The organism is Actinomarinicola tropica (genome assembly GCF_009650215.1).
GTDB lineage: Bacteria > Actinomycetota > Acidimicrobiia > Acidimicrobiales > SKKL01 > Actinomarinicola > Actinomarinicola tropica.
Genome location: NZ_CP045851.1, coordinates 2,131,566 through 2,158,118, shown reverse-complemented (window position 1 = coordinate 2,158,118; position 26,553 = coordinate 2,131,566). Strand labels below are relative to the sequence as shown.

The following is a 26,553-nucleotide window of genomic DNA, read 5'->3' as shown; positions in this document are numbered from 1 at the left end:
CAGCCGTGTTCGTGAAGATCTGCGGGATCACGAGCGAGGACGACGCCCTCCTCGCGGTGGCGATGGGAGCCGACGCGCTCGGCTTCGTGTTCGCGCCGTCGTCGCGGCAGGTCGCGGCCGGTCACGTGCGGGACATCGTCCGCCGGTTGCCCCCCGAGATCCTCACCCTCGGGGTGTTCCGGGACGAGGCGCCGCAGCGCGTGGTCGAGCAGGTCCAGACGGCCGGTCTCGGCGGCGCCCAGCTCCACGGCCACGAGACCCCGGAGGACGCGCGGTTCGTGCGTGCACGGGTCGGGTTCCTGGTCCAGGCGTTCCCCGCCGGTGCCGATGCCCTGCGGCGCTCCGACGAGTGGGGCGCCGACGTGATCCTGATCGACTCGCCGACGCCCGGGAGCGGGCAGGTCTTCGACTGGTCGCTCGCCGAGGGCGCTCCGTCGGGTCGTCGGATCCTCCTCGCCGGGGGGCTCACACCCGACAACGTGGGCGATGCCATCGCACGCGTCCGACCCTGGGGCGTCGACGTGTCGAGCGGCGTCGAGTCCTCGCCCGGCCGCAAGGACCCTCGCAAGGTGCGGGCCTTCGTCGCCGCCGCCAAGGCTGCGGGCGAGGACCTCGAGCACGACCACGCGCCGACCGGCGCGCTCTACGACTGGCAGGAGGAGGGCGGATGACCGCCACCGACGGGGGCTCCCTCATGGGCCTTCCGGAGAACGGACGCTTCGGCAGCTTCGGCGGCCGGTTCATCCCCGAGACGCTCGTCCCCGCGTGCGAGGAGCTGGAGGCCGCGTTCACCGAGGCCTGGGCCGACCCCGCCTTCCGGTCCGAGCTCGACGAGCTCCTGCGCTCCTACGCCGGTCGGCCGTCGGCGCTCACGCCCTGCCACCGGCTCTCCGACGAGCTCGGCCTCACCCTGCTGCTCAAGCGCGAGGACCTCAACCACACCGGGTCGCACAAGATCAACAACGTCCTCGGCCAGGCCCTGCTCGCCCGGCGCATGGGCAAGACCCGTCTCGTCGCCGAGACCGGCGCCGGGCAGCACGGCGTCGCGACGGCCACCGCCGCAGCCCTGTTCGGCCTGTCGTGCACCGTCTACATGGGCGAGGTCGACATGGAGCGCCAGGCGCTCAACGTCTTCCGCATGCGACTGCTCGGCGCCGAGGTGAAGCCGGCATCCTCCGGGAGCCGCACCCTGAAGGACGCCGTCAACGAGGCGATGCGGGACTGGGTCGCGACGGTGGGCGAGACCGCCTACTGCCTCGGGTCCGCGATGGGCCCGCACCCGTACCCCTGGATGGTGCGCGAGCTCCACCGGGTCATCGGCACGGAGGCCCGGGAGCAGGTGCAGGAGCTGCTGGGGCGGGACCCCGACGTGGTCACCGCCTGCGTCGGCGGTGGGTCCAACGCCATCGGCATCTTCTCCGGGTTCGTCGACACCGACGCCGAGCTCGTCGGCGTCGAGCCGATGGGCGGGGCGGCGATCGGACGCGCGGTGCCCGGCGTCGTCCACGGCATGACCAGCTACCTCATGCAGGACGAGTGGGGCCAGGTCATCGAGGCGGAGTCCATCTCCGCCGGCCTCGACTACCCGGGGGTCGGCCCCGAGCACGCGCACCTCGCGGAGATCGGTCGGGCCCGCTACGAGCACGTCTCCGACGCCGAGGTCGTCGACGCCTTCCAGCTGCTCGCCCGCACCGAGGGCATCATCCCCGCGCTCGAGTCGGCCCACGCTCTGGCCTGGGTCAGTCGGGCGCGCGACGAGCTGGCCGGCAAGGTCGTGCTGCTCAACCTCTCGGGGCGAGGGGACAAGGACGTCGCCCAGATGATGGAGATCCTCGGTGGGTGACGGGACGTCGCACGGCCCGTTGGAGCGGCACCTCCGGGCCCGGCGGGCGGACGGCCGCAAGTTCTTCATGCCCTACCTCACCGCCGGCTACGGCGCCGACTGGCCGCGCCTGGTCGAGGCCGTCGCCGCCGCCGGCGCCGATGCGATCGAGATCGGCATCCCGTTCTCCGACCCGGTCATGGACGGACCCACGATCCAGGTGTCATCCGCAGCCGCCCTGGAGGCCGGTGCGACCCCGGCGTCGATCCTCGACGAGGTCGAGAAGCTCGACGTCGGCATCCCGCTCATCGCCATGACCTACTACAATATCCCGTTCCACATGGGGTTGAAGCGCTACGCCGAGAACCTGCGGCGCGCCGGGATCGTGGCGTCGATCCTGCCGGACCTGCCCCTCGAGGAGTCGGGCCCGTGGTGCACGGAGGCGGACGCTGCCGGCATCGAGACGGTGATGCTCGCCGCGCCCACCGCGTCCGACGAGCGGCTCAGCCGCATCTGCGCCCGGGCACGGGGCTTCGTCTACGCCGTGGGCCTGCTCGGGATCACCGGTGAGCGCGAGCAGCTCGCAGCCAGCGCCCTCGACATCGCCGGACGCCTCACCCGCCTCACCGACGTGCCCGTCGCCGTGGGTGTCGGCGTCTCGACCCCCGAGCAGGCCGCCCAGACCTGCGAGGTCGCCGACGGCGTCGTCGTCGGCTCGGCGATCATCCAGCGGCTGACCGACCACGGGTTCGACGCCTGCGTCGAGCTCGTCGGGGAGTTCCGTGAGCGGATCGACCGCGGCTGACTGCGAGCTGTGCGAGGCCGCACGGTTCACCCACTGGTACCACGAGGACGAGCTGTGCTGGGTGGCCGACTGCGAGGTCTGCTCCGTGCCGATGGTCGTCTGGCAGCGCCACGGGGCCTCGCCGTCGGAGGCCGAGGTCGAGGCCATGCTCGCGACCCTCTCGGCGGTGGCGGCGGCGCGGTTCGGCGACGGCGCCTTCACGATCGATCGCACCATGCGCCAGGTGCCGACGCACTTCCACGCCCACGCCCGTGACGAGCACTGGTGGGCCGAGCGCATGAGCCGGGCGATGTCGCGCTACACGGGCGTCGGAGGGGAGCGGGTCACCCGCTGAGCGGCCGGTACGGTGGGCGGCGATGTCCGACGCCGCACCGCCCGAAGGTCCCACCGTCTACGACGCCGTCGGGGGCCAACCGTTCTTCGACGAGCTCGTCGACCGCTTCTACGACGGGGTCGAGGGCGACCCCGTCCTCCGACCGATGTACCCCGAGGAGGACATGGCCGGCGCCCGGCACCGCCTGGCCGGCTTCCTCGCCCAGTACTGGGGCGGCCCTCCCCGCTACAGCGAGGAGCGTGGCCACCCCCGACTGCGCATGCGCCACAACCCGTTCACGATCGGCCAGACCGAGCGCGATCACTGGCTCGCGCACATGCGCGACGCCGTCGACCGCACGCTGGCGGCCCGTGATCTACCTGATGAGATCGAGCAGCAGATGCTCTCGTACTTCGAGATGGCGGCGTCCGCGATGGTCAACTCGCCGTTCCGCTTCACGGGTCCCGGACCCGCGGGTGCTTGACGTGGCGGGCCTGATCGACTCGCGTGGCCCCCAACGGCCCGGTCCATCCGACGTCCCGGGCCCCCGAGGAGGACATCCCACATGAACAAGTCCGAGCTGGTCGCCGCCGTCGCCGCCCGCACCGAGCAGAGCCAGAAGGACGTCGACGAGACGATCAACGCGCTCTTCGAGGTCGTGGCCGAGGCCATCGGGAAGGGGGAGAAGGTGAGCATCCCCGGCTGGATCTCGTTCGAGCAGACGGAGCGCTCCGCCCGCTCCGGCCGCAACCCGGCCACCGGTGAGACGATCCAGATCCCTGCCACCAAGGCCGCCAAGGTCTCGGCGGGTTCGAAGCTCAAGGCTGCCGCCAAGGGCTGAGGCCCCGCAGCACCGATCGCACGTGTGGGACGGTCCGAAAGGGCCGTCCCACCGTCGCGTCCGGGGCCAAGATGTCCCGATGGACCTGCCACGGGACTGCTACCAGCGGGCGACGGCCTTCGTCACCGATCCCGCGGGCCGCCTGCTCGTCTTCGACCACGTCGGCGAGCCCGAGGCGGGGACGCAGGTGCCGGCGGGCGGGATCCACCTCGGCGAGGCGCCGGTCGACGCCGTGCGGAGGGAGCTGGCGGAGGAGTCCGGCATCGCGGACGCCGAGGTCGTCCGCAAGCTCGGGGAGGCGTGGCGGTACGCCGACCACGGGCGGGTCCCGGTCGGGCTGGAGGAGCAGGTCCAGCACGTGTTCCACCTGCGCCTCGACCGGCCGACGGCGGTTGACGCCTGGGAGTGGGACGAGTGCGGCGACGGCGACGTGCCACTGCACCGGTTCGCGCTGCGCTGGGTCGACCTCGACGTCGCCGCGGCGGAGCTGTGGCCGATCCAGGCCATGTGGATCGAGCCGCTCCGGTGCTCGATCGCCCGGCGGTAAGGTCCGGCCATGAGCGAGACCACGACCCCTGCCGTCGGGAAGAAGGCGCCGGCGTTCACCCTGCTCGACCAGAACGGCGAGAAGGTGCGCCTCAGCTCGTTCGCCGGCCGCAAGGTGCTCGTGTACTTCTACCCGAAGGCCGACACGCCGGGCTGCACCACCCAGGCCTGCGGGCTGCGGGACATCGCCGACGACATCGGGGACACCGTGATCCTCGGCATCAGCCCCGACCAGCCCGAGAAGCTGAAGAAGTTCGACGACAAGCACGGGCTCGGCTTCACCCTCCTGTCCGACCCGGAGCACGAGGTGGCGGAGAAGTTCGGGGTCTGGGGCGAGAAGTCGATGTACGGCAAGAAGTACATGGGCATCATCCGCTCGGCGTTCCTCCTCGACGAGAAGGGCAAGGTCGCCGAGGCGTGGCCGAAGATCAGCCCGAAGGACACGCCGAAGAACCTGCTGAAGGCCCTCTCGGCGTGAGCGACCTCCCGTCACCGTCGTCGATCATCCCGCACCGCCAGCCGTTCCTCTTCATCGACGAGCTCGTCGAGCTGGTGCCCGGCGTGTCGGCCAAGGGGCGCTGGCACCTCACGGGTGAGGAGGACTTCTTCGCCGGCCACTTCCCCGGTCGACCCACCCTGCCCGGCGTGCTGATGGTGGAGGCCATCGCCCAGCTCGGCGCGGTGGCCGTGCTCCAGGACGAGCGGTTCACCGGCAAGCTGCCGCTGTTCGGCGGCGTCGACTCGGCCCGCTTCCGCCGCCAGGTCGGTCCCGGCGACGTGCTCGACCTCGAGATCACGATGGGACGCCTGTCGGCCCGGGCGGGCAAGGGCAGCGGGACGGCGTCGGTGGGCGGTGAGCTCGCCTGCCAGGCCGACCTGCTCTTCGTCGTGGTCGACGCCGAACCGACGACCTGACGGAACGCTCGCCGACGGCGTTGTACCGGTCGTGAGCCTGCCGCCGTTCCAGATGTTGCTCGACGAGCACGCCGTGGCGCTCCACCGCCACGTCCGGGCCCTGGTCGGCGCGAACGACGCCGACGACGTGACCCAGGAGGTCCTCATCGCCGCCCTGCGGGCCTACCCGGGCCTGCGCGACGGGTCGAACCTCAAGGGCTGGCTGTGGACGATCGCCCGGCACAAGGCGATCGACCGGTTCCGCCACGACGGCCGTCGTCCGAGCACGGTCCCCCTCGAGGACGACCCGGGCGGCGGCGACGGTGTCGTACCGCCAGGAGCGGACGACGAGCTCTGGTCGGCGGTGCGCCGGCTACCCGACGGGCAGCGGGCCGCGGTGGCCCTGCGGTTCGTCGACGACATGCCGTACCGAGAGATCGCCGAGGTGCTCGGCTGCACGGAGGGCGCGGCGCGCCAGCGCGTCCACGACGGGGTCAAGGCGCTGCGAGGGGAGGTCACGGCATGAGCGACGACCGGATCGACATCGAGCTGGAGGCGCGGCTGCGCCGTGCCGCGCAAGAGGCGGCGCCGTTCGACCTCACCCGCTTCGTGGCCCGAGCCCTCGACGAAGGGCTGGTGGACGTGGCCTGGGCCAGGGTCGACTCGCCGATCGGGCCGCTCTGGGTGGCGGGCACCGACCTGGGGCTGCTGTCGGTCGGCTTCGGCGACCCCGATGGCGGGCTGGACGTCATCGCCACCCGCATCTCCCCCCGCATCCTCGAGGCGCCCGGCCGGCTCGACGAGGTGCGGCGTGAGCTCGACGAGTACTTCGAGGGGCGGCGGCGGCACTTCGACCTGCCCCTCGACCGGCGGATGTCGAAGGGCTTCCGATCGGAGGTGCTCCGGGTGCTCGAGCGGGTCGACTTCGGCCAGACGGTCAGCTACCTCGACCTCGCCGAACGGGTCGGCAGCCCACGGGCGGCTCGGGCGGTCGGCACGGCGATGGCCACCAACCCCATCCCGATCGTGGTCCCGTGCCACCGGGTGCTGCGCACCGGCGGGCACCTGGGTGGCTACGGAGGTGGGCTCGACGCGAAGCGGTGGCTCCTCACCCACGAGGGCGTGGAGCCACCGCGACGCTGAACGGTCGTGCGGGCCGCCGGCTCAGGCGGGGGCGGGTCCGATCACCAGCGTGCCGTTGTGGCCCCCGAACCCGAACGAGTTCGACAGCGAGGGCCCGGGCTCCCACGACGTGGGCTCGGTGACGATGGCGATCTCGGGCATCTCGGGGTCGCGCTCCTCGAACCCCGCCGTCGGCGGGATCGTGCGGTGCCGCATGGAGAGCAGCACCGCGGCGGCCTCGATGGCGCCCGCACCGCCCAGGGCGTGTCCCGTGACGCCCTTGGTGGAGGTGACGAGCGGCCCGGGCGTGCCGAAGAGCTTGGAGAGCGCCTCGGCCTCGGCCTGGTCGTTCCTCGGCGTCGACGTCCCGTGGGCGTTGACGTGGACGATGTCGGCGGCGGCGACGCCGGCATCGGCGAGCGCGAGCTCCATGCACGCCACGGCGCCCGCGCCGCCGGGGGACGGGGCGGTGATGTGGTGGGCGTCCGCGGTGTTGGCCGAGCCCATGATCTCGCCGAGGATCGTCGCCCCGCGGGCCCGAGCGTGCTCGAGCTCTTCCAGCACGAGGACGCCGGCGGCCTCGGCCATCACGAAGCCGTCGCGCCGGCGGTCGAACGGCCGTGAACGTCCGCTCGTCGACAGGGCCGTCATGTTGCGGAAGCCGGCGAGCGCGGTGGGCGTGAGTCCCGCCTCCGAGCCGCCCGCGACCATGACGTCGCAGCGGCCGTCACGCACCAGTCGGGCGGCGTTGCCGATGCTGTGGGTCCCCGCCGCGCAGGCGGTGACGGTGGTCTCGCAGGGCCCCTGGAAGCCGTAGCGCATGGACACGCCGGCCGACGCCGCGTTGCCCATCATCATCGGCACGAGGAACGGCGACACGCGGTCCGGGCCCTTCTCGTGGTTGACGACGATCTGCTCCTCGAGCGTGGCGATCCCGCCCACGCCGGTGCCGATGATCACGCCGGCTCGGGTGGGGTCGACCTTGAGGTCGCCGGCCTCCTCGAGCGCCATGGCGGCGGCGGCGAAGGCGAACTGGGCGAACCGATCGGTGCGGCGCGCCTCCTTGCGGCTCTCGAACCACGGCGAGGGATCGAAGTCGGGGATGGGCCGCTCGGACCCGGCGGGTGCCGGACCGAGCAGGCCCTCCCAGAACGCCTCCGCGCCGATGCCGCACGGCGCGACGACGCCGATGCCGGTGACGGCGACGCGGCGGGCGGACATCAGAGCTTCGAGGTGATGAGGTCGAACGCCGCCCCGACGGTCTCGATGCCTTCGAGCTCCTCCTCGTCGACGCTCACGTCGAACTCCTCCTCGAGGGCCATGACGAGCTCGACGAGGTCGAGGCTATCGGCGTCGAGGTCGTCGGCGAAGCGGGCCTCGCGCGTGACCTGGTCGGCCTCCACGTCCAGGACCTCGACTGCGCACTTCTTGAAACGCTCGAAGTTCTCGGCTTCGCTCACTGCTGCTCCGTTCGTGGGTGGGTGTCGTGGGGCACGGGGCCCCGGGGAATGATGGGTCGGGTCAGCTTCCCATGCCCAAACCGCCGTCGACCGGGATCACCGCACCGGTGATGTACCCGGCCTCGTCGGAGGCGAGGAAGCGGATGGTGGCGGCGACCTCGTCGGGCGTGCCGAAGCGGCCGAGGGGCACGGCCTGGCCCATGGCCGCGCGCTGGTCGTCGGTGAGGGCGTCGGTCATGTCCGTGGCGATCGGACCCGGCGCGACGACGTTGACCGTGACGTTGCGGGATGCGAACTCCCGGGCCAGCGAGCGGGCCAGGCCGACGAGCCCGGCCTTCGACGCCGCGTAGTTGGCCTGGCCTGCCTGTCCGGCGGTGCCGACGATCGAGGACAGCAGGACGATGCGACCCCAGCGGGCGCGCATCATCTGCTTCACGGCCCGCCGGGCGCACCGGAACGCGCCGGTGAGGTTGGTGTCGAGCACGTCGGCGAAGTCGTCGTCGGACATCCGCAGCACGAGCCCGTCGCGGGTCATGCCGGCGTTGGCGACGAGGACCTCGACCGGGCCCAGCTCGGACTCGACCTTCTCGAACGCGGCCTCGACCTGGGCGGTGTCGGCCACGTCGCACGGCACGCAGAGGAAGCGGTCGTCGTCCGGCGCCTGCGAGCGGTAGGTGACCGCCACCCGGTGGCCGGCGTCGGCGAAGGCGGTGGCGGTGGCGAGGCCGATGCCGCGGTTGCCGCCGGTGACGAGGACGACCCGGCCGGAGGAGGGGGCGTCGGCCGGGCTCACGGCTGCCACCTCACGACGGCCGAGGCCCAGGTCATGCCGGCACCGAACCCCACGAAGAGGATCGTGTCGCCGGGCTGGATCCGCCCCGAGTCGACGCCGTCGACGAGCGCGAGGGGGATCGACGCCGCGGACGTGTTGCCGGTGCGGTCGAGGACCGTCACGGCCTTCTCCACGGGCACGCCGAGCTTCTTGCAGGCCGACTCGATGATCCGGATGTTCGCCTGGTGCGGGACGACGTGGTCGATGTCGTCGATCGTGAGGCCGGCGCGCTCGAGCGCGGCGTTCCCCGATGCGACCATGACCCGCACCGCCCGCCGGAACACCTCCTTGCCGTCCATGTGCATGTAGCCGCCGATGTCGGCGTCCAGGATGTGGCGGGCCGATCCGTCGGAGCCGAGGTCGTAGCCGAGCAGCTCGCCGGGGCCGTCGACCGCCTCGACGGCGGCGGCGCCGGCGCCGTCGGCGAAGAGGATCGCGGTGCCCCGGTCCTCCCAGTCGGTGAGGCGGCTGAGCGTGTCCGAGCCGATGACGAGGATGCGGGACAGGCCCGTCTGCACGAAGCCGTGGGCGGCCACGAGGGCGTACACGAACCCGGAGCAGGCCGCGTTGAGGTCGAACGCCCCGCAGGTGAGGCCCAGCTCGTTCTGGACCGTGGAGGCCGACGCCGGGATCTGCTGGTCGGGGCTCGTCGTGGCCAGGATGAGCAGGTCGACGGTCTCTGGCTCCCACCCGGCGCGCGCCATCGCGAGGCGCGACGCCTCGATCGCGAGGCCCGACGTGCTGCCGCCGATGCGGCGCTCGCGGATGCCGGTGCGCTCGACGATCCACTCGTCGTTGGTGTCGAGCGTGCTCTCGAGGTCCTTGTTGGTGACGACCTTCTCGGGGAGGGCCGAGCCCCACCCCTTGATCTGGGCTCCACGCATGTTCAGACCGTCCTCAGCCAGGCGATGGGTTGGCTCGTCGTGACGCGCTCACCCTCGACGGCCAGCCAACCCATGAGGGCGCCGTCGAAGGGCGAGCGGACGTCGTGGTCGGCCACGTGGCCGAGGAGGTGCCCGGGGGCGAGGTGCGCGCCGGGCTCGAGGGTGCCCTCGGGGGTGAAGATGCCGGCGGCCGGGCTCACCACCATCCGCTCGGTGGCGAAGAGGTGCTCGCCGTCGCGCTGGCCGACGTCGGCCGCGCCGGTGGCGGGCGACTGCGACAGCGCCTCGAGGAGCGCGTCGAGGTCGGCCGGGGAGGACACCGAGAGGGTGCGGGCGCCGCTGACCGTGCGCTTGGCCATGCCGGTGAGCACGGTGCCCGGACCGAGCTCGACGAAGGTCGTCACGCCGGCGGCGTCGAGCTCGTGCAGCGTGTGGCGCCAGCGCACCGGGCTGGTGAGCTGCGCGGAGAGCAGGCCGCTCCACTCCGACCCGGCGCCGTGGGGCATCGCGTCGACGTTGGCGTGCACCGGGACGGCGGGGTCCCGCCAGTCGGTGGCATCGAGCGCCTTGCGGAGGCGGTCCCGCGCCGGGGCCATGAACGGCGTGTGGAAGGCACCGCCGACGGCGATGGCCATCACCCGCTTGGCCCCGAGCTCCTTGGCGGCGGCGCCGGCCTGCTCGAGGGCGTCCGGGGCGCCGGCGATGACGACCTGGCCCGGGGCGTTGAAGTTGGCGACCCACACGTCGCCGTCGACGCGCGCGCAGGCGACCTCGACCTTGTCGTCGTCGAGGCCGAGGACGGCGGCCATCGTGCCGTCGTGCTCCTCGGCTGCCGCCTTCATGGCGTTGCCCCGCTCGGTGACGAGGCGGACGCCGTCCTCGAACGACACGGCACCCGAGGCGACCAGCGCCGTGTACTCGCCGAGGCTGTGGCCGGCGACCCGCGCCGGCTCCACGCCGGTCCGCTCCACGGCGTCGAGCACGACCAGGGAGGTGAGGAACGTGGCGAGCTGGGCGTTGTGCGTCTGGACGAGCTCGTCGGCGTCGGCCTCGAGCAGCAGCGCCGCGAGGTCCCGGCCGGCGGCCTCGGACGCCTCGGCGACCAGCTCCCAGGAGGGGTGGTCGGCCCAGGCGGCGCCCATGCCGGGCTTCTGGGACCCCTGTCCGGGGAAGGTGAAGGCGATCATCAGAGGGGGAGCGTCCTGGTGGTGGGTGTGTCGAGCGTCTGACCGGGGGTCGGACCCAGAGGTTACGCTGAGGCGTCGCCCGGCCCGGGTGGCGGAATGGCAGACGCGGGGGACTCAAAATCCCTTGTCCGAGAGGGCGTGCGGGTTCGAGTCCCGCCCCGGGCACGCAGAGCGACGAGGGCGGTGCTGTCGCTCTCCTACACTGGCGCCATGTCGCGGTCGCTCATCGAGCGTCGGCTGACCGAGGTGGCCGAGCGGCTGAAGCAGCTGCGGGTCGACCTCGGGGTGGCCGACGAGCAGCTCGTGCACTTCGTGCAGGAGGCCGACGACGCACGCCTGCGGTCCCTCGTGTCGGAGACGCCGCTGGCCGAGCGCGAGCACCGCGACGCCGCCCGGCACGCCGCCGCGATCCAGCGCAGCCGCGACGAGCTGGCCGCCGAGGTCCGACGGCTCGAGACCGTCCAGGACGAGCTCCTCGACGAGCTCGTCGCGCTGGCCGCACCGCCCATGTCCGCTGACGGATCCCGCTGATCCGCCGCACTGGAGAGACCACTTGCCCACACGAGTCGTGATCGCAGAGGACGAGGCCATCATCCGCCTCGACCTGAAGGAGACCCTCGAGGAGGAGGGCTACGAGATCGTCGGGGAGACCGGCCGGGGCGACGAGGCGGTCCAGATGGTCAAGGACCTCGAGCCGGACCTGGCGATCCTCGACATCAAGATGCCCGGCATGGACGGCCTCACGGCGGCCCGGGAGATCACCTCCGACCGCCGGGCCGCGGTGCTGATCCTCACCGCGTTCAGCCAGCGTGACCTCATCGAGCAGGCCCGCGACGCCGGCGCGATGGCCTACCTCGTGAAGCCGTTCCAGCGCAGCGAGCTCGTGCCCGCGGTCGAGGTCGCGCTCGGGCGGTTCCAGGAGATCAAGGAGCTGCACGCGGCCACGTCGAACCTGGAGGACCAGCTCGAGACCCGCAAGGTCGTGGAGCGGGCCAAGGGCAAGCTGATGGACGAGCACTCGATGCCCGAGGGCGACGCGTTCACGTTCATCCAGCGCACCGCGATGCGGGAGCGGCGCACGATGAAGGACGTCGCCCAGCAGGTGATCGACGGGGCCGTCACACCCCCTGCGTAGGCTGGCCCGCGTGGCCCGCCTCATGCTGCTCGACGGGAACTCGCTCACCTACCGCGCGTTCTTCGCCCTCCCGACCGACCTCACCACCGCCTCCGGGCAGGTCACCAACGCCGTCTACGGCTTCACCTCCATGCTGGTGAACCTGGTGCGCGACCACCGCCCCGACGGCGTGGTGGTGGCCTTCGACCGCCCGGAGCCCACGTTCCGCCACGAGGCGGTGCCGGACTACAAGGGCACGCGGGAGGCCGCGCCGGACATCCTCCGCCAGCAGATGGGGCTGGTGCGCCAGGTCCTCGAGGTCCTCGACCTGCCGATCGTCGAGATGCCCGGCTTCGAGGCCGACGACATCATCGCCAGCCTGGCCACCGCGGCGCGGGACCGTGGCGACGACGTGCTGATCGTCACCGGTGACCGCGACACCTACCAGCTGGTCGAGGACCCGCACGTGAAGGTCCTCTACAACAAGCGCGGCGTGTCCGACTACGCCCTCTACGACGAGGCCGGCATCCTCGAGCGCACGGGGGTGCGCCCCGTCGACTACGTCCAGTACGCGGCCCTCCGCGGCGACCCGTCGGACAACCTGCCCGGCGTGCCCGGGGTGGGGGAGAAGACGGCGGCGAAGCTCGTCAACACCTACGGCGGGCTCGACGGCATCTTCGAGGCCCTCGACGCGCAGACGCCGAAGCTCCGTGAGAACCTCGCCGCCAACGAGGCGCAGGTCCGGAGCAACGCCGAGGTCATGGTCCTGCGGCGGGACCTCGAGATCGACGTCGAGCCGCGGCCGCTGTCGTCCGAGCGCGTCGACCCCGAGGCACTGCGCCAGCTCATCGACTTCCTCGAGTTCCACAGCTTGGTCGAGCGGCTCCAGGAGGCCATGGGCGCCGAGCCCGCGCCCACCGATGGCGGCGGGGGGCTCGACGTGCTCGTCGCCGAGGTCGACGAGCTCGACGGCCCGGCGGCCGTCAGGGCGCTCGACGCCCTCGCCCGGGCCGACGGACCGGTCGGCGTCGCAGCGGGGTGGCGGGGGACGCCGTCGTGGCGCGACGCCTCCTGGGGCGCCCCCGGCCGGTCGCCGATCAACGGGCTGGCCGTCGTCACCGACCCGGCGTCGGGGGCCACGGCGTGGGTGCCGGCCACCGTGCTCGTCGAGCCCGACGTGGTCGCGGCGCTCGGCCGGTTCGTCGGCGACGGCGGGCCGGGGATCGTCGCCCACGACGCCAAGCCCCTGCTGCGGGCGCTCGCGGGGCTCGGCGTCGACGTGCGCACGCTCCGCCTCGACACGATGCTCGCCGCCTACCTCCTCGACCCCGCCGAGGCCCGCTACCTCCTCGAGGACCTGCTCGGACGCCACTGCCGCCTGCGGCTGCCCGAGGAGTCCCCGGCCGAGGAGGGCCGGCTCGACCTCGGCGGTGGCGAGGTCGACGACGCGGCGTCGGCCGCCTGCCGGGCCCTGGCCGTGTCGCGCCTCGTCGAGCCGATCGAGGCCGCGCTCGACGCCCAGGGGCTCCGTCGGCTCCACGACGAGATCGAGGTCCCGCTCGTGCGGGTGCTGGCCCGGATGGAGTCGGTCGGCATCGGGGTCGACGTCGACGTCCTCCGGCGACTGCACCGCGACCTCACCGCCGAGGCGGCCGAGCTGACGCACGCGGTGCACGAGGACGCCGGCGGCGAGTTCAACGTCAACTCGACCAAGCAGCTGCGCGAGGTCCTCTTCGACCGCCTCGGCCTCACCCCGCAGAAGAAGACGAAGACGGGCTACTCCACCGACGCCGCCTCGCTCGAGAAGCTCCAGGGGCAGCACCCGATCATCGACCACCTCCTGCGCTACCGGGAGGTCGAGAAGCTGCGCTCCACCTACGGCGAGGGGCTGCTCGCCGAGGTCGCGCCGGACGGTCGCATCCACGCCACCTTCAACCAGACCGTCGCTCGGACGGGCCGGCTCAGCTCCGACGCCCCGAACCTCCACAACATCCCCGTGCGCACCAAGCAGGGCCGGGAGTTCCGCCGCGCCTTCGTGCCCGGCACCGGGTTCGAGCTGCTCGTCGCCGACTACAACCAGATCGAGCTGCGGTGCATCGCGCACCTCGCCGAGGACCCTGGGCTGATCGCGGCGTTCGAGTCCGGCCAGGACATCCACAACGCCACCGCCTCGCGGGTCTTCGGCGTCGAGCCCACCGCGGTCACGATCGAGCAGCGCTCGAAGGCCAAGATGGTGTCCTACGGCCTCGCCTACGGGATGGAGGCCTACGGCCTCGGGCAGCGGCTGAACATCCCCACCGAGGAGGCCGCGGTCATCCTCGACGCGTACTTCGTGGCCTTCCCGGCGGTCAAGGACTACATGGAGCGCACGGTCGAGGAGGCCCGCCAGCGGGGCTACACCGAGACCCTCTTCGGGCGCCGACGCCAGATCCCCGAGCTCGCCTCCTCCAACTTCCGCATCCGCCAGGCGGGCGAGCGCCAGGCGATGAACGCCGGCATCCAGGGCCTCGCCGCCGACATCTTCAAGGTCGCCCTCGTGCGCCTCGACGACGCCCTGGAGGCACGCGGGAGCCGCAGCCGCATCGTCCTGCAGGTGCACGACGAGGTGCTCCTCGAGGTCGACCCGACCGAGCACGACGCCGTCGCCGACCTCACCGTCGCCACGATGGCCGACGCCTTCGACCTCCGGGTTCCGCTCGAGGTGAACCTCTCGTTCGGCGACAGCTGGGCCGATGCCAAGGGCTAGGGGCGCGCGCTCCGCCACGGCGGCGCCCGCGACCGGTACGGTGGCCGCCGATGTCGAAGCGGAACGCCCAGCGCACGCGCAGCGGCCCCATCACCTACATCGCCCTCGCCGTCGTGCTCTACGCGCTCCTGTCGGTGGCGTACGCCTTGGCGACGACGAACTCGGCCTGCGGCGAGCTCAACGACTACAAGGAGTGGCGCCTCGTCCCGCCGGGCTGGGAGTGCCCGGCGCCGGGGCCGATCTACTGATCGCAGGCGGCCTGTGAGCGGCGGCTCCCACTGGTTCGAGGGGCTGGCCGACCACATGGGCGCCGCGTACCTGCGGTACTCGTTCACCAAGGGCACCGAGCAGGAGGTCGACCACCTGGTGTCGGCGCTCGACCTGCGACCCGGGGACCGGGTCCTCGACGTGGGCTGCGGCCCGGGGCGCCACGCCCACGCGCTGGGCCGCCGGGGCATCGAGGTCCACGGCGTCGACATCTCCCAGCGCTTCGTCGACCTCGCCCGGCGTGACGCCCCCGACGGCGTCACGTTCTCGCGCGCCGATGCCCGAGCCCTGTCGTTCGAGGCCGAGTTCGACGCCGCCATCTCGCTGTGCCAGGGCGCCTTCGGCCTCGTCGCCGGGCCCGCGGCGGAGGGCGCGTCGTCGATCGACCCCGACCTCGACGTGCTCGTCGGGATGTCACGGGCCCTGCGACCGGGCGGGCGGCTCGCCCTCTCGGCGTTCTCTGCCTACTTCCAGGTCCGCTACCTGGAGGACCACGACGGCTTCGACGCCGAGAGGGGGGTCAACCACGAGCGCACGACCATCCGGTCGGAGGCGGGCGAGGCCACCGAGGTCGACCTGTGGACCTCGTGCTTCACGCCCCGCGAGCTGCGGCTCCTCGTCGACGCCGCCGGCCTGCGGCTGCGGCACCTGTGGTCCGTGACGCCCGGCGACTACGCGGCGCGCCCGCCGGATCTCGACCACCCGGAGCTCCTGGTGATCGCCGACAGGGTCGGGTGATACGATCGACTCCCTGTGCGTGCGGGCCCGCGCCCACCTCCCGGTGGCACCCCACGCCGGTCGTCGTCCGCGACGGCTGCCCGACCCAGACCACTAGAAGGCGATCACGTGTCCGACCAGGCCAGCACCGACATCGCCGAGGGCGTCGCTCCCGGCGACGAGGTGCCCTCGAGCGCAGCAGCATCCACCCCCACCGACGAGCCCACCGGCATGGGGACCTTCGACGAGAAGGGTGAGTACACCCCCCGCCAGGTCGTCGAGAACGACCTGGGGAGCATGTCCCTCGACGAGGCGTACTCGGCGAGCATGGTCGACGTCGAGGACGGCCAGATCGTCGAGGGCTCCGTGGTCAAGGTCGACCGCGACGAGGTCCTCCTCGACATCGGCTACAAGTCCGAGGGTGTGATCCCCAGCCGCGAGCTGTCGATCCGCAACGACGTCGACCCCTCCGAGATCGTCTCGCTCGGCGACCGCGTCGAGGCCCTCGTCCTCCAGAAGGAGGACAAGGAGGGCCGCCTGATCCTGTCGAAGAAGCGGGCCCAGTACGAGCGGGCCTGGGGCACGATCGAGGCCATCAAGGAGGCCGAGGGCGTCGTCTCCGGTCCGGTCATCGAGGTCGTCAAGGGCGGCCTGATCCTCGACATCGGCCTGCGGGGCTTCCTCCCGGCGTCGCTCGTCGAGCTGCGCCGCGTCCGCGACCTGCAGCCCTACGTCGGGCGCACGCTCGAGGCCAAGATCATCGAGCTCGACAAGAACCGCAACAACGTGGTCCTCTCCCGTCGGGCCTGGCTCGAGGAGACGCAGAAGGAGCAGCGCGAGGACTTCCTCGCCAACCTGAAGCCGGGCGAGGTCCGCCAGGGCGTCGTCTCCTCGGTGGTCAACTTCGGCGCCTTCGTCGACCTCGGCGGCATGGACGGCCTCGTCCACGTGTCCGAGCTGTCGTGGAAGCACGTCGACCACCCCGGTTCGGTCGTGGCCGTCGGCGACGAGATCACCGTCCAGGTGCTCGAGGTCGACCTCGACCGGGAGCGCATCAGCCTCTCGCTCAAGGCCACCCAGCAGGATCCGTGGCAGGAGTTCGCCTCCAACCACCGCGTCGGCGAGCTCGTCTACGGCCGGGTCACCAAGCTCGTGCCCTTCGGCGCCTTCGTCCAGGTGGGTGACGGCATCGAGGGACTCGTCCACATCTCGGAGATGTCGGCCCACCATGTCGACCTCCCCGAGCAGGTCGTCACGCCGGGCGAGGAGCTCTGGGTCAAGATCATCGACCTCGACCTCCAGCGCCGCCGCATCAGCCTCTCGATCAAGCAGGCCGCCGAGGGCGGTGTCGTCGCCGCCGAGTACCAGGAGCACTTCGGCGAGCACGCCTACGACGACGAGGGCAACTACATCGGTGGCGCCACCGAGACGCCCTCCGACGCCGAGGCCGCGTGGGCCGAGTACTACGCCGAGCACCCCGAGGAGGCTCAGGCCGTCGTCGAGGCGGCGGAGGCCGACGCTGCCGCCGAGGGCGACGCCCCGGCCGGGGGCGAGGCCGACGAGGCTCAGCCCGAGGGGTGATCCGGGCCGTCCGACCCAGGTCGGGCGCACAGCACGGTTGACGACAGCGGAGCAGCACCCGAGGGATAGGGGCTGCTCCGCCGTCGCGTCCGGGGGCCGCCCGGGGGGATCGGGTGGCAACCGCGCTCGACGCATCGCGCCGGATTCCCGACGGAAAGTCCTCACGTCCGCGGGGCAATCGGCCGAAGGAGTGGCACGGCGGTGGCTCTGCACCGCACCAGGTCGCGGCGGCGCGTGGGCGCCGGTGCCACCGCCACACCCACACGCACCGGACGAGCGAGGTCGAATTGAGCTCCAGGAGAACGTTGATCCTCATCGCAGCGATCGCAGTCGGCGCCATCGCCGCCTTCGCGCTGTTCAGCTACGTGCAGGGGATCGAGGACCGCGCCAACGAGGACGCCGAGCTCATCGAGGTGTTCAAGGTCGCCCAGGACATCCCGAAGGGGCTCCCCGGCGAGCAGGCCACGGCCGAGAGCTACATCGAGCGCTCGGAGATCCCGCGCCAGTTCCTCCCCGCCAACTACACCCGCTCGCTCGAGACGATCGAGGGCAAGGTGGCGCTCAACGACCTGTCGGCCAACCAGGTCCTCGTCGAGGGCATGTTCGTCGACCCCGCGGCGGCGCTCATCACCTTCTCCGAGCGGCTCGAGGACGGCGACGTCGCCATCACCGTGTCGGTCGACCAGGTGCGTGGCGTGGCCGGCCTCCTCGTCCCCGGCGACCGGGTGAACATCATGGTCGCCAACCAGCTCGAGGACTCGGTCCCGGTGGTCGGCTCGGAGGGCGAGGAGACCCGGTACCAGCAGCCGGCCCGCTACCTCTACCACGACGTCCCGATCATCGCGATCGGCCGGTCGGCGGTGCCCCAGCCCGGCGAGACCGTCGACCCCGCCGCCGCCGAGACCGGCACCGGCACGATCACCTTCGCCGTGCCGCCCGAGGCCGCCCAGCGGATCGCCTCGGTCGACCCGACGAGCATCTACCTCTCGCTCGTGCCGCCCGACTACACCGCAGAGGCCATCCCGCCGCTCGATCTCCAGGAGAGCCTGCCCGGCGAGGACGGCGGCCGCCTGACCCCGTTCGGCCCCGAAGGCCGGGAGTGACATGTCCTTCGCCCCTGACCCCAGTGCGTTCGACTCGCACCGACCCGGAGGTGGTCCGATGATCCCCGCTGGCATGGCCATCGCGGTCGTCGACGTCGACCAGGCGGTCCGCAACCGCCTCGCCATGCAGCTGGGGGAGAACGCCACCACGTTCGGCAGCGTCGCCGAGCTGCGGGGGCGCCTCCTCGGCCATCCCGTCGTCGCCATCCTCGGTCCGTCGTGTGCCTACGGCCCCGAGCTGGCGGCGGTGGAGGAGCTGGTGCGCGTCCATCGGGAGGTCGGGGCGATCCTCCTCAGCCAGGAGCTGTCGACCGCGCTGCTCCAGCAGGCCCTCCGGGCCGGCGTGCGCGACGTCCTCGGCTCGCCCGTCGACACCGCGCAGCTCGTCGCCGCCGTGCAGCGGGTCGCCGAGACGCTCTACGTGCCCTCCGGCGGCACGACGACCGAGGACCCGGCCCTCCAGTCGGGGGAGCTCGGCCAGGTCATGACCGTCTTCTCGACCAAGGGCGGAGCCGGCAAGTCGGTCCTCGCGGTCAACCTGGCGGTCTCGATGGCCCAGCGCAGCGAGCGTCCGGTGGTGCTCGTCGACGGCAACCTCCAGTTCGGTGACATCGCCGTGATGCTGAAGCTCGCCCCGCAGCACACGATCGTCGACGCCGTCAGCTCGATCCAGAAGCTCGACGCGTCCCTGCTCCAGAGCCTCCTCTCGGTCCACGAGAGCTCGGGGCTCTACGTGCTGCCCGCGCCGTTGGAGCCGGCGTTCGCCGACCAGATCGGCGCCGAGGAGATGATCCGGATCATCGATCTCCTCCGTTCGTTCGCCGGTCACGTGATCGTCGACACGCCGGCCTACTTCAACGATGTGGTCCTGGGTCTCATCGAGACCAGCGACGACGTCGTCCTCGTCGCCGGCATGGACATCCCGAACATCAAGAACGTGAAGATCGGCCTGCAGACGATGAAGCTGCTGAACACGCCGATGGAGAAGATCCACCTCGTCCTCAACCGGGCCAACTCGAAGGTCAAGCTCGAGATCGGCGAGGTCGAGAAGACCCTGGGGATCAAGGCCGAGGCCCTCATCCCGAGCGACGTCGTCGTGCCGCAGTCGGTCAACAAGGGCACGCCGGTCGTCCAGACGGCCCCGAAGTCGGGGGTCAGCAAGTCGATCGAGGAGCTGGCCGGCCACTTCCTGCCGAGCTCCGCCCGCCGGCGCTAGCCGGACCGCCCCACCCGCATCCCGCCGACTTCTGAGGACTGGCCACGATGTCGTTGTACAAGAGGCTCCACGAACAGCAGGGGACCCCGGGCACGCCGCTCGCGCAGCGGCGCGACCCGGTCCTCGACGAGCTCCGCCAGCGGATCCACCACCACCTCATCGACGAGCTGGGCCCGATCCTCTACGACAAGCGGCTGAGCGAGGAGGACCTGCGCCGTCGGGTCCACGAGCAGCTGTCGGCCGCCCTCGCCCAGGAGCGGACGCCGCTGACCGCCGCCGACAAGGCGCAGCTCATCCAGGACGTCTCCGACGACATCCTCGGCTACGGCCCGATCGACCGGCTCCTGAAGGAGGAGGCTGTCACCGAGATCATGGTGAACGGCCCCGAGAGCGTCTACGTGGAGCGGTCAGGTCGCATCGAGAAGGACGCGGCCTCGTTCGTCGACGAGACGCACCTGCGTCGCATCATCGACAAGATCGTCGGCCAGGTCGGCCGTCGCATCGACGAGTCGACCCCCATGGTGGACGCTCGGCTGCCCGACGGCTCCCGCGTGAACGCGGTGATCCACCCGCTGGCGATCGGCGGCCCCTTCCTCACCATCCGGAAGTTCTCCACCGACCCGCTCCAGATCGACGACCTCATCCGCTTCGGCACGCTGAACGCCCAGTCGGCGCGGTTCCTGCAGGCCTGCGTCGTCGGCCGGCTCAACGTGATCGTCTCCGGCGGTACCGGCACCGGCAAGACGACGACCCTCAACGTGCTGTCGTCGTTCATCCCCTCCGACGAGCGCATCGTCACCGTCGAGGACGCCAAGGAGCTCCAGCTCCACCAGGACCACGTGCTGTCGCTCGAGGCCCGGCCGCCGAACATCGAGGGCCGTGGCCAGGTCACGATCCGCGAGCTGGTCAAGAACTGCCTCCGGATGCGTCCCGACCGCATCGTCGTGGGCGAGTGCCGCTCCGGCGAGGCCCTCGACATGCTCCAGGCCATGAACACGGGCCACGACGGCTCGATCACGACGGTCCACTCGAACAGCCCCCGCGACACCCTGTCCCGCATCGAGACGATGACGCTGATGGCCGGCTTCGACCTGCCGGTCCGGGCCATCCGTGAGCAGATGGCGTCGGCCCTCGACCTCATCGTGCACCTCACCCGTCTGCGGGACGGCACCCGCCGCATCACCCACATCACCGAGGTGCAGGGCATGGAGGGCGACGTCATCACCCTCCAGGACATCTTCCTGTTCGACTACGGCATGGGCGTCGACGAGCACGGTCGCTTCCGGGGGCACCTCAAGGCCACCGGCGTGCGACCGAAGTTCGCCGAGAAGCTCGCCGACCTCGGCATCCGCCTCGGCCCCGAGGTGTTCCAGCCCGAGCCGATGGGGCAGCGGGCGGTGGGTCGGTGAGGCGACGTCTGGCGCTCGTCTGCGCCCTCCTCCTCGTCGCCCTCGCCGGGTGGGCCCCAGGAGCGGTCGCCCAGGACCAGGACAGCTCCGAGCGGCTGCGGATCCGCTCGATCGACAGCACCGACCCCACCGACGTCCGCATGGTCGTCGAGTACAGCGGTGACCCCGCAGCCCTCGAGGGCGCGACCATCCGGGAGAACGGTGAGGAGCGCTCGGTCAACGCGGTCAGCGCCCTGCCGGCCACCCGCTCGGCGCTCGTCATCGCGGTGGACACCTCCGAGGCGATGGACGCCGGCGGCGCGCTCGTCCAGACGCGCGAGGCGGTGTCCGCGATCATCCGCGACGCCCCGGAGGGCCAGACCATCGGGCTGGTCTCGTTCGGTGGGAACGCCGCTCGGGTGGTGCAGCGGCTCACGACGGATCGGGAGCGGCTGCTCGCGGCGGTCGAGAACCTGGCCCCGAGCGGCGGCAGCTCGCTGCTCAACGGCGTCGTCACAGCGTCCGACCTCGTCGCCACGGGCGAAGGCCGCCAGCGCGAGATCATCTTGGTCGCGGGTGGCCCGATCACCTCGTCGACGGTCACCGGGAGTCGTGCCCGCGGCGCACTCGTCACGTCGCGGGCGACGCTGTACACGCTCGGCCTCGAGAACCGAGGCGTCGACGGCGGCACGCTGCGCAGCCTCACCGATGCCACCGGTGGCATCTACACCGCCCAGGAGAGCCCGTCGGCCATCGCCGACGTGCTCGAGGGCTACGCAGCCGTCGTCGCCGACAACCACGTGCTCACCTACGCCTCGGCAGAGGGCACCGGTCCGGTCGACCTGGAGCTGGACGTGGCCGATGCGTCGACCTCGGTGTCGTTCGTCAGCGGCGGCGTCGCCGAGGGGGCCGCGAACCTACGTCCGGTGACTGCGAGCGAACCCGGCGGCGTGGGCTTCCTGAGGGACAACGGCTTGCTGATCGGCATCGGGCTCGTCCTGCTCGCAGTGGCGCTCGCGATCTACGCCGTGGTGTCGCTGCTGACTCCCGATGCCGGCAGCCTCGACGCCGTGCTCGAGCAGTACACCGAACCCGCCGCCCCCTCGCCGTACGACGACGAGGGCGACAGCTCCCTCGCGAAGACCGCGTTCATCCAGCGAGCGGTCAGCCTCACCGAGGGCTTCGCCGAGCGCCAGGGCCTGCTGGCCAAGATCGAGGCCATGCTCGAGCGGGCGAACCTGCCCCTCCGCGCTGCCGAGGCCCTGTTCTTCTACGCCGCCGGCGTCGGTCTCCTCCTCCTGCTCGCCCTCGTGCTGACGAGGAACCTGCTCGGTGCGGTGGTCGTGGTGCTGATCGGCATCCTCATCCCGCCGGCGGTGGTCAACTTCCTCGCCTCCCGTCGCCAGAAGGCGTTCGAGTCGCAGCTGCCGGACACCCTCCAGCTGCTGTCCGGCACGCTGCGGGCCGGCTACTCCCTCATGCAGGGCGTCGAGGCGGTGTCCCGTGAGGTCTCTGAGCCGATGGGTCAGGAGCTCCGACGGGTCGTCACCGAATCTCGTCTCGGTCGGCCCCTCGAGGAGTCGCTCGAGGCCTCGGCGGAGCGCATGGACAGCGGCGACTTCGCGTGGGCGGTCATGGCCATCCGCATCCAGCGGGAGGTCGGCGGCAACCTCGCGGAGCTCCTCCTGACCGTGGCCGACACGATGACCCAGCGCGAGCGGCTCCGCCGTGACGTCGCGGCGCTCACCGCCGAGGGCAAGATCAGCGCCATCGTGCTCGGGCTCCTCCCGATCGGGCTCGGCATCGCGATGTGGATGCTGAACCGTGACTACATCTCCGCGCTGTTCGACACGCGGCTCGGCAACTTCCTGCTCGGTGGGGCGATCATCCTCGCCGGCGTCGGCTTCTACTGGATGAAGAAGGTGATCGAGGTTGACATCTGACCTGCCCCTCGAGCTGGTCGTCATCGGGATCGGTGTCGCGATCGGTCTCGCCATCTACTTCTTCCTCTCTCAGGCCGAGGACCGATCGGTCGTCCGCGACTCGCTCCGGCAGCTCGACGGCTACGAGGTCGAGAACGTCCGCGACCAGGAGCTGCTCAACCCGCTCTCGGACCGGGCGATCAAGCCCGTCCTCCAGGGCCTGACCGGCCTGGGACGGCGCTTCACGCCCGTCGGCTACGTCGATCAGGTGAAGCAGAAGCTCATCAGGTCCGGCAAGGCTGGTCCCGACGCTGCCGATCGCTTCCTCGCCGTGCGCGTCATCACCGTGGCCCTCGTGCCCGTCGTGTTCGTCGTGTGGTACCTGGTCAACCCGCTCGGGATGGACGGGATGATGCAGCACGCGGTCTTCGGCTTCGCTGCCTTCGCGCTCATCGCCGGGCCCGACGCCATCCTCAACCGCAACGTCGAGGCCCGCCAGTACGAGCTGCGGCGCCAGCTACCCGACATCATGGACATCCTCGTGATCTCGGTCGAGGCCGGCCTGGGCTTCGAGCAGGCCATCGATCGGGTCGTGCAGTCGGTGCCCGGGGCCCTGTCCGACGAGTTCTCCCGGATGCTGGGCGAGGTGCGAGCCGGCTCCAGCCGCGCCGACGCCATGCGCGCGCTCGAGGAGCGCACGGACGTGCCGGAGATCCGGTCGTTCGTGCTCTCGATCCTCCAGGCCGACACCTTCGGCGTGTCGATCGGCCGGGTCCTGCGGTCCCAGGCCGACGAGATGCGCATCAAGCGCCGCCAGCTGGCCCAAGAGCGAGCCCAGAAGGCACCGGTGAAGATGATGGTGCCGATGGTGTTCTGCGTCTTCCCGGCGCTGTTCGTCGTCGTGCTGGGCCCCGCCATCATCAACATCCGCGAGAGCTTCAGCTGACCGGCGCCGTGGACGAGGCGGGCGGCAGCGCGGACGCCGCGACGGATGGCGTCGCGAGCGAGGGCGGCCTCACGCTGGGCTGGGGTCTCGCGGCGGTCCTCATGGCGGTCGCCGCCTACTTCGGCGCAGCCCAGCTCGCTGACAACAGCTTCTTCACCCACCTCGCCACCGGTCGGATCATCCTCGACACCGGTGCCGTGCCGAGCGTCGATCCGTACACGTTCCACGGCGTGGGCGACCCGTGGACCGTCCAGTCCTGGCTCGTCTCGCTGATCTACGCCGCCCTCGACGAGTCGGCCGGCCTGTGGTCCGTCCGCGTGCTCCACATGGTGCTCGCCATCGGTGTGGCGCTCGTGACGTGGTGGCTGGGTCGAGAGGCCCCGACAGCCATCGGCAGGTTCCTGGTCGCGGCCGTCGGGGTGGTCGTCGGCGCCTCCTTCTGGGTGGAGCGGCCCCTGATGTTCGGTCTCGTCTGCTTCGGTCTGCTCTGGTTCCTGAGCGAGCGCGGACCGGTGTGGGCGGTCGTCCCGGTCATGTGGGTCTGGGTCAACAGCCACGGCTCCTTCCCGCTCGGCCTCGTGCTGCTGGGGACGCTCCTCGTCGGACGTCGCCTGGACGGCGGGGAGCTCGGGCGCCTCACCAGGGTGACCGGCTGGGCCGTCCTCGGGACGCTCGTGGGCGGGCTCGCATCGCCCGTGGCCGGTCGGATCCTCGTGTTCCCCGTCACCCTGCTCGAGCGCAGCGAACCGCTCCAGGCGGTCTCGGAGTGGCGCTCACCCGACTTCTCCGAATGGGCGTCCCGGTTCTTCCTCGCGCAGCTGCTCCTCGCCGTCCTCGCCGCCAGCCGCTGCCGGAGGTGGGAGCGCGTCGTGCCGGCGGTGGTCTTCGTCGCCGCAGCGATGTTGGGTGCGCGCAACGTCCCTGTCGCGGCGTTGGTCCTCACGCCGCTCCTCGCCTGCGGTGCACCGAGCCTCGGGCAGCTGCAGGTCCGTGACCGCGGGAACTTCGGGCGTGCGCTCGTGGCGATCGGCGCCGCAGGTGTGCTGGTGCTGGCTCTCGGGATGCCGCGAGGGGACCAGCTGGACCTGACGGGCTACCCCATAGCGGAGATCCTCGCCCTCGAGGAGGAGGGGATCCTCCCGGCCCACGACGTCCGCGTCGCCTATCGGGACCGGGTGGGCAACTACCTCGAGTACCGTCACGGTCCGAACGGCACCGTCTTCTTCGACGATCGCTTCGACTTCTACAGCGTGGAGACCTTCGAGGAGATGATTCGACTCCACGGCGGTCGGGACGTCCTCGCGATCCTCGACGAGTACGCCATCGATGTCGTCATCTGGGAGCTCGAGACGTCGGTTGCCGACGTCCTGATGGCGTCGGATCAGTGGACGGCGGACGATCCCGTGCCGCTCCTCGAAGGGTCCGTGGCGGCCTCGGATGGCACCACGGGCTGGAGGATCTTCCGCCGGGTCGACAGCGAGGTGGGGAGCGGGTCCTAGGCCCGCGTACGTCCTGAGCCCGGACGCGTCGAGGCCCCGGAGCACCTCCGGGGCCTCGACGCATCTGCGGGTTCGCCGGTTCAGCCGGACAGGAACATCTGGCTCGTCGATTCCGAGAGGTCGCGGCCCGTGGTCTCGCCGAGGAAGGCGACTGCGCCGATGCAGACCACGGCGATCAGAGCGACGAGCAGGGCGTACTCCACGAGGGAGGCACCGCGCTCGGAGTCGTCGAGGTGGCTGGCCGGGGACTGGTCGGACGAGCTGTGTGTGCTCACGTCGGTCTCCTTCCCGAAGCCGTACAGCAGAAGCGCCGGGCCGGGAGCTGATCCCGACCCGGCGCCACTGCAGCGTGATGAAGCTCGATCAGTTGGCGCCGTCGATGGCGGTGCCGACGTTCGAGAGCTGGGTGCTGGCGGTCTCGCCGAGGAAGGTCACCGCGGCGATGCAGACGACGGCGATGAGGGCCACGAGGAGGGCGTACTCCACGAGCGAGGCGCCACGCTCATCGTTGATGCGGGCCTTGATCCACGACACGAGCACGTTGAACTGGTTCAGCATGGGGTTGGACTCCCTTTGGTTGGTTACCGGACCCCACTGCGGGGGACCAATTCCTTCTGTCGCAGTAACCATCGGCGGATCCCGGCGGATCATGAATAGGGAATTCGGCCTATTTCGACCACGCAGAGCGTCAGTCCAGTGACACGATGCCCATGCGCACCGCCTGCAGGACCGCCTGGGTCCGATCCCGGGCGTCGAGCTTCTGGTAGATGCTGGCCAGGTGGTTCTTCACCGTCTTCTGGCTGATGTAGAGCCGCTCGGCGACCTCGGGCGTGGAGCAGCCGTCGGCGATGAGCTGGAGGACCTCTTCCTCACGCTTCGTGACGATGCGGTCCTCCTCGGCCTCGTGGGGCGCGTCGAGGCGGCGGACCTCGTCGAGCATCGAGGCGGCGAGGGCGGGGGAGAGGGTCGTCTCACCGGACACCGCCGAGCGGATGGCGTCGGCGATCTCCTCGGTGGAGCAGTCCTTGACCAGGTAGCCCGACGCGCCGGAGCGGATCGCCGCGGCGAGGACCTCCTGGTCGGCGTGCATCGTCAGCATGATGACGCGGACCGCCGGGTTGGCCGCCTTCACCAGGCGTGTGGCCTCGACGCCGTCGAGCTCGGGCATCGTGACGTCCATCAAGATGACGTCGGGTCGCAGCTCGCCGGCCATGTCCACCGCCTCGGCGCCGTCTGACGCCTCGCCCACGACATCGAAGCCGTGCTCGGTCATCGAGCGACGGAGCCCCTCTCGGAGCATGCGGTGGTCGTCGGCCAGCATGAGTCGGATGCTCACACCATCTCCCAT

General features: G+C 71.4%; 31 protein-coding genes and 1 tRNA gene. 24 read left to right on the top strand and 8 right to left on the bottom strand.

Annotation, left to right across the window (positions count from 1 at the left end; translation table 11 throughout):
- Window positions 1-5 precede the first annotated feature (5 nt).
- From GH723_RS10550 to GH723_RS10500, 11 genes are all read left to right on the top strand, one after another.
- Window positions 6-671 (top strand): phosphoribosylanthranilate isomerase, encoded by a 666-nt coding sequence (locus tag GH723_RS10550; protein ID WP_153759607.1) that lies wholly within the window; start codon window positions 6-8, stop codon window positions 669-671.
- A complete protein-coding gene (gene trpB / locus GH723_RS10545; RefSeq protein ID WP_153759606.1) occupies window positions 668-1,843 on the top strand; it encodes a tryptophan synthase subunit beta in 1,176 nt (391 codons plus the stop codon). Before GH723_RS10550 ends, trpB begins: the two co-directional genes overlap by 4 nt.
- Complete coding sequence (gene trpA, locus GH723_RS10540) at window positions 1,836-2,627, top strand: tryptophan synthase subunit alpha (RefSeq protein ID WP_153759605.1); 792 nt, start codon at window positions 1,836-1,838, stop codon at window positions 2,625-2,627. Before trpB ends, trpA begins: the two co-directional genes overlap by 8 nt.
- Window positions 2,605-2,961 carry a hypothetical protein gene (locus GH723_RS10535; protein ID WP_153759604.1) on the top strand — a complete coding sequence of 119 codons (357 nt, stop codon included), beginning with the start codon at window positions 2,605-2,607 and terminating at the stop codon, window positions 2,959-2,961. The genes trpA and GH723_RS10535 overlap by 23 nt, the downstream gene beginning before the upstream one ends.
- A 22-nt stretch (window positions 2,962-2,983) precedes the next feature.
- Window positions 2,984-3,424: a globin gene (locus tag GH723_RS10530; protein WP_153759603.1), complete on the top strand. Its 441-nt coding sequence runs from the start codon at window positions 2,984-2,986 to the stop codon at window positions 3,422-3,424.
- An 81-nt stretch (window positions 3,425-3,505) separates the two neighbouring features.
- Window positions 3,506-3,781, top strand: coding sequence for an HU family DNA-binding protein (locus tag GH723_RS10525; RefSeq protein ID WP_153759602.1), 276 nt, complete (start codon window positions 3,506-3,508; stop codon window positions 3,779-3,781).
- Between the two features lie 79 nt (window positions 3,782-3,860).
- Window positions 3,861-4,328, top strand: a complete 468-nt coding sequence (locus tag GH723_RS10520) for an NUDIX domain-containing protein (RefSeq protein ID WP_153759601.1) — start codon at window positions 3,861-3,863, stop codon at window positions 4,326-4,328.
- Window positions 4,329-4,337: 9 nt separating this feature from the next.
- Window positions 4,338-4,805, top strand: a complete 468-nt coding sequence (gene bcp, locus GH723_RS10515) for a thioredoxin-dependent thiol peroxidase (RefSeq protein WP_153759600.1) — start codon at window positions 4,338-4,340, stop codon at window positions 4,803-4,805.
- Window positions 4,802-5,242 carry a 3-hydroxyacyl-ACP dehydratase FabZ gene (gene fabZ, locus GH723_RS10510; RefSeq protein WP_153759599.1) on the top strand — a complete coding sequence of 147 codons (441 nt, stop codon included), beginning with the start codon at window positions 4,802-4,804 and terminating at the stop codon, window positions 5,240-5,242. The genes bcp and fabZ overlap by 4 nt, the downstream gene beginning before the upstream one ends.
- A 31-nt stretch (window positions 5,243-5,273) precedes the next feature.
- Window positions 5,274-5,747, top strand: coding sequence for an RNA polymerase sigma factor (locus GH723_RS10505; RefSeq protein ID WP_229022772.1), 474 nt, complete (start codon window positions 5,274-5,276; stop codon window positions 5,745-5,747).
- Window positions 5,744-6,364, top strand: a complete 621-nt coding sequence (locus tag GH723_RS10500) for a methylated-DNA--[protein]-cysteine S-methyltransferase (protein WP_153759598.1) — start codon at window positions 5,744-5,746, stop codon at window positions 6,362-6,364. The genes GH723_RS10505 and GH723_RS10500 overlap by 4 nt, the downstream gene beginning before the upstream one ends.
- Before the next feature lie 21 nt (window positions 6,365-6,385).
- Here GH723_RS10500 and GH723_RS10495 read toward each other — a convergent pair whose 3' ends face one another.
- The 5 genes from GH723_RS10495 to fabD form a co-directional block, all read right to left on the bottom strand.
- On the bottom strand, window positions 6,386-7,564 hold the full coding sequence (locus GH723_RS10495; protein WP_153759597.1) for a beta-ketoacyl-[acyl-carrier-protein] synthase family protein: 1,179 nt from the start codon (window positions 7,562-7,564) through the stop codon (window positions 6,386-6,388).
- Window positions 7,564-7,803 (bottom strand): acyl carrier protein, encoded by a 240-nt coding sequence (gene acpP, locus GH723_RS10490; RefSeq protein WP_153759596.1) that lies wholly within the window; start codon window positions 7,801-7,803, stop codon window positions 7,564-7,566. Before acpP ends, GH723_RS10495 begins: the two co-directional genes overlap by 1 nt.
- A gap of 61 nt (window positions 7,804-7,864) precedes the next feature.
- Window positions 7,865-8,596 (bottom strand): 3-oxoacyl-[acyl-carrier-protein] reductase, encoded by a 732-nt coding sequence (gene fabG / locus GH723_RS10485; protein WP_153759595.1) that lies wholly within the window; start codon window positions 8,594-8,596, stop codon window positions 7,865-7,867.
- Entirely contained in the window at window positions 8,593-9,519 is a 927-nt protein-coding gene (locus GH723_RS10480; RefSeq protein ID WP_153759594.1) for a beta-ketoacyl-ACP synthase III, read from the bottom strand. Before GH723_RS10480 ends, fabG begins: the two co-directional genes overlap by 4 nt.
- A gap of 2 nt (window positions 9,520-9,521) precedes the next feature.
- Complete coding sequence (gene fabD / locus GH723_RS10475; protein ID WP_229022771.1) at window positions 9,522-10,706, bottom strand: ACP S-malonyltransferase; 1,185 nt, start codon at window positions 10,704-10,706, stop codon at window positions 9,522-9,524.
- 82 nt (window positions 10,707-10,788) lie between these two features.
- On the opposite strand from fabD, the gene GH723_RS10470 reads away from it, so the two are divergent.
- From GH723_RS10470 to GH723_RS10410, 13 genes are all read left to right on the top strand, one after another.
- Window positions 10,789-10,871 (top strand) — tRNA-Leu (locus GH723_RS10470).
- Window positions 10,872-10,916: 45 nt separating this feature from the next.
- Window positions 10,917-11,237, top strand: coding sequence for a hypothetical protein (locus GH723_RS10465; RefSeq protein ID WP_153759593.1), 321 nt, complete (start codon window positions 10,917-10,919; stop codon window positions 11,235-11,237).
- On the top strand, window positions 11,221-11,841 hold the full coding sequence (locus GH723_RS10460) for an ANTAR domain-containing response regulator (RefSeq protein ID WP_407650246.1): 621 nt from the start codon (window positions 11,221-11,223) through the stop codon (window positions 11,839-11,841). Before GH723_RS10465 ends, GH723_RS10460 begins: the two co-directional genes overlap by 17 nt.
- 10 nt (window positions 11,842-11,851) lie before the next feature.
- Window positions 11,852-14,566 carry a DNA polymerase I gene (gene polA, locus GH723_RS10455; RefSeq protein ID WP_153759591.1) on the top strand — a complete coding sequence of 905 codons (2,715 nt, stop codon included), beginning with the start codon at window positions 11,852-11,854 and terminating at the stop codon, window positions 14,564-14,566.
- A 50-nt stretch (window positions 14,567-14,616) separates the two neighbouring features.
- A complete protein-coding gene (locus GH723_RS10450) occupies window positions 14,617-14,814 on the top strand; it encodes a hypothetical protein (RefSeq protein ID WP_153759590.1) in 198 nt (65 codons plus the stop codon).
- A gap of 13 nt (window positions 14,815-14,827) precedes the next feature.
- Window positions 14,828-15,571: a class I SAM-dependent methyltransferase gene (locus tag GH723_RS10445; RefSeq protein ID WP_229022770.1), complete on the top strand. Its 744-nt coding sequence runs from the start codon at window positions 14,828-14,830 to the stop codon at window positions 15,569-15,571.
- A gap of 210 nt (window positions 15,572-15,781) precedes the next feature.
- Window positions 15,782-17,131: a 30S ribosomal protein S1 gene (gene rpsA / locus GH723_RS10440; RefSeq protein ID WP_153761175.1), complete on the top strand. Its 1,350-nt coding sequence runs from the start codon at window positions 15,782-15,784 to the stop codon at window positions 17,129-17,131.
- A 305-nt stretch (window positions 17,132-17,436) separates the two neighbouring features.
- Window positions 17,437-18,234, top strand: a complete 798-nt coding sequence (gene cpaB / locus GH723_RS10435) for a Flp pilus assembly protein CpaB (RefSeq protein ID WP_195210240.1) — start codon at window positions 17,437-17,439, stop codon at window positions 18,232-18,234.
- A gap of 58 nt (window positions 18,235-18,292) precedes the next feature.
- Complete coding sequence (locus tag GH723_RS10430; protein WP_153759588.1) at window positions 18,293-19,450, top strand: nucleotide-binding protein; 1,158 nt, start codon at window positions 18,293-18,295, stop codon at window positions 19,448-19,450.
- A 47-nt stretch (window positions 19,451-19,497) separates the two neighbouring features.
- Window positions 19,498-20,859 carry a CpaF family protein gene (locus tag GH723_RS10425; RefSeq protein WP_153759587.1) on the top strand — a complete coding sequence of 454 codons (1,362 nt, stop codon included), beginning with the start codon at window positions 19,498-19,500 and terminating at the stop codon, window positions 20,857-20,859.
- A complete protein-coding gene (locus tag GH723_RS10420; RefSeq protein ID WP_153759586.1) occupies window positions 20,856-22,781 on the top strand; it encodes a type II secretion system F family protein in 1,926 nt (641 codons plus the stop codon). The genes GH723_RS10425 and GH723_RS10420 overlap by 4 nt, the downstream gene beginning before the upstream one ends.
- A complete protein-coding gene (locus GH723_RS10415) occupies window positions 22,771-23,706 on the top strand; it encodes a type II secretion system F family protein (protein WP_153759585.1) in 936 nt (311 codons plus the stop codon). Before GH723_RS10420 ends, GH723_RS10415 begins: the two co-directional genes overlap by 11 nt.
- Window positions 23,707-23,714: 8 nt before the next feature.
- Window positions 23,715-25,205 carry a hypothetical protein gene (locus GH723_RS10410; RefSeq protein ID WP_153759584.1) on the top strand — a complete coding sequence of 497 codons (1,491 nt, stop codon included), beginning with the start codon at window positions 23,715-23,717 and terminating at the stop codon, window positions 25,203-25,205.
- An 80-nt stretch (window positions 25,206-25,285) separates the two neighbouring features.
- On the opposite strand, the gene GH723_RS10405 is transcribed toward GH723_RS10410, so the two are convergent.
- The 3 genes from GH723_RS10405 to GH723_RS10395 all read right to left on the bottom strand — a co-directional run bounded on the left by GH723_RS10405 (window position 25,286) and on the right by GH723_RS10395 (window position 26,541).
- Window positions 25,286-25,480 carry a Flp family type IVb pilin gene (locus GH723_RS10405; RefSeq protein ID WP_153759583.1) on the bottom strand — a complete coding sequence of 65 codons (195 nt, stop codon included), beginning with the start codon at window positions 25,478-25,480 and terminating at the stop codon, window positions 25,286-25,288.
- An 88-nt stretch (window positions 25,481-25,568) separates the two neighbouring features.
- Complete coding sequence (locus GH723_RS10400) at window positions 25,569-25,763, bottom strand: Flp family type IVb pilin (protein WP_153759582.1); 195 nt, start codon at window positions 25,761-25,763, stop codon at window positions 25,569-25,571.
- 130 nt (window positions 25,764-25,893) lie between these two features.
- Window positions 25,894-26,541 (bottom strand): response regulator, encoded by a 648-nt coding sequence (locus GH723_RS10395; protein WP_195210239.1) that lies wholly within the window; start codon window positions 26,539-26,541, stop codon window positions 25,894-25,896.
- Between the last annotated feature and the right edge of the window lie 12 nt (window positions 26,542-26,553).

Coding starts and splice junctions, on each gene's coding strand:
- fabD (WP_229022771.1), bottom strand. CDS start 10,706: ATGATCGCCTTCACCTTCCCCGGACAGGGGTCCCAGAAGCCCGGCATG.
- GH723_RS10400 (WP_153759582.1), bottom strand. CDS start 25,763: ATGCTGAACCAGTTCAACGTGCTCGTGTCGTGGATCAAGGCCCGCATC.
- GH723_RS10425 (WP_153759587.1), top strand. CDS start 19,498: ATGTCGTTGTACAAGAGGCTCCACGAACAGCAGGGGACCCCGGGCACG.
- GH723_RS10480 (WP_153759594.1), bottom strand. CDS start 9,519: ATGCGTGGAGCCCAGATCAAGGGGTGGGGCTCGGCCCTCCCCGAGAAG.
- bcp (WP_153759600.1), top strand. CDS start 4,338: ATGAGCGAGACCACGACCCCTGCCGTCGGGAAGAAGGCGCCGGCGTTC.
- GH723_RS10520 (WP_153759601.1), top strand. CDS start 3,861: ATGGACCTGCCACGGGACTGCTACCAGCGGGCGACGGCCTTCGTCACC.
- rpsA (WP_153761175.1), top strand. CDS start 15,782: ATGGGGACCTTCGACGAGAAGGGTGAGTACACCCCCCGCCAGGTCGTC.
- GH723_RS10465 (WP_153759593.1), top strand. CDS start 10,917: ATGTCGCGGTCGCTCATCGAGCGTCGGCTGACCGAGGTGGCCGAGCGG.
- GH723_RS10430 (WP_153759588.1), top strand. CDS start 18,293: ATGATCCCCGCTGGCATGGCCATCGCGGTCGTCGACGTCGACCAGGCG.
- GH723_RS10495 (WP_153759597.1), bottom strand. CDS start 7,564: ATGTCCGCCCGCCGCGTCGCCGTCACCGGCATCGGCGTCGTCGCGCCG.
- GH723_RS10450 (WP_153759590.1), top strand. CDS start 14,617: ATGTCGAAGCGGAACGCCCAGCGCACGCGCAGCGGCCCCATCACCTAC.
- trpB (WP_153759606.1), top strand. CDS start 668: ATGACCGCCACCGACGGGGGCTCCCTCATGGGCCTTCCGGAGAACGGA.
- GH723_RS10530 (WP_153759603.1), top strand. CDS start 2,984: ATGTCCGACGCCGCACCGCCCGAAGGTCCCACCGTCTACGACGCCGTC.
- GH723_RS10525 (WP_153759602.1), top strand. CDS start 3,506: ATGAACAAGTCCGAGCTGGTCGCCGCCGTCGCCGCCCGCACCGAGCAG.
- GH723_RS10500 (WP_153759598.1), top strand. CDS start 5,744: ATGAGCGACGACCGGATCGACATCGAGCTGGAGGCGCGGCTGCGCCGT.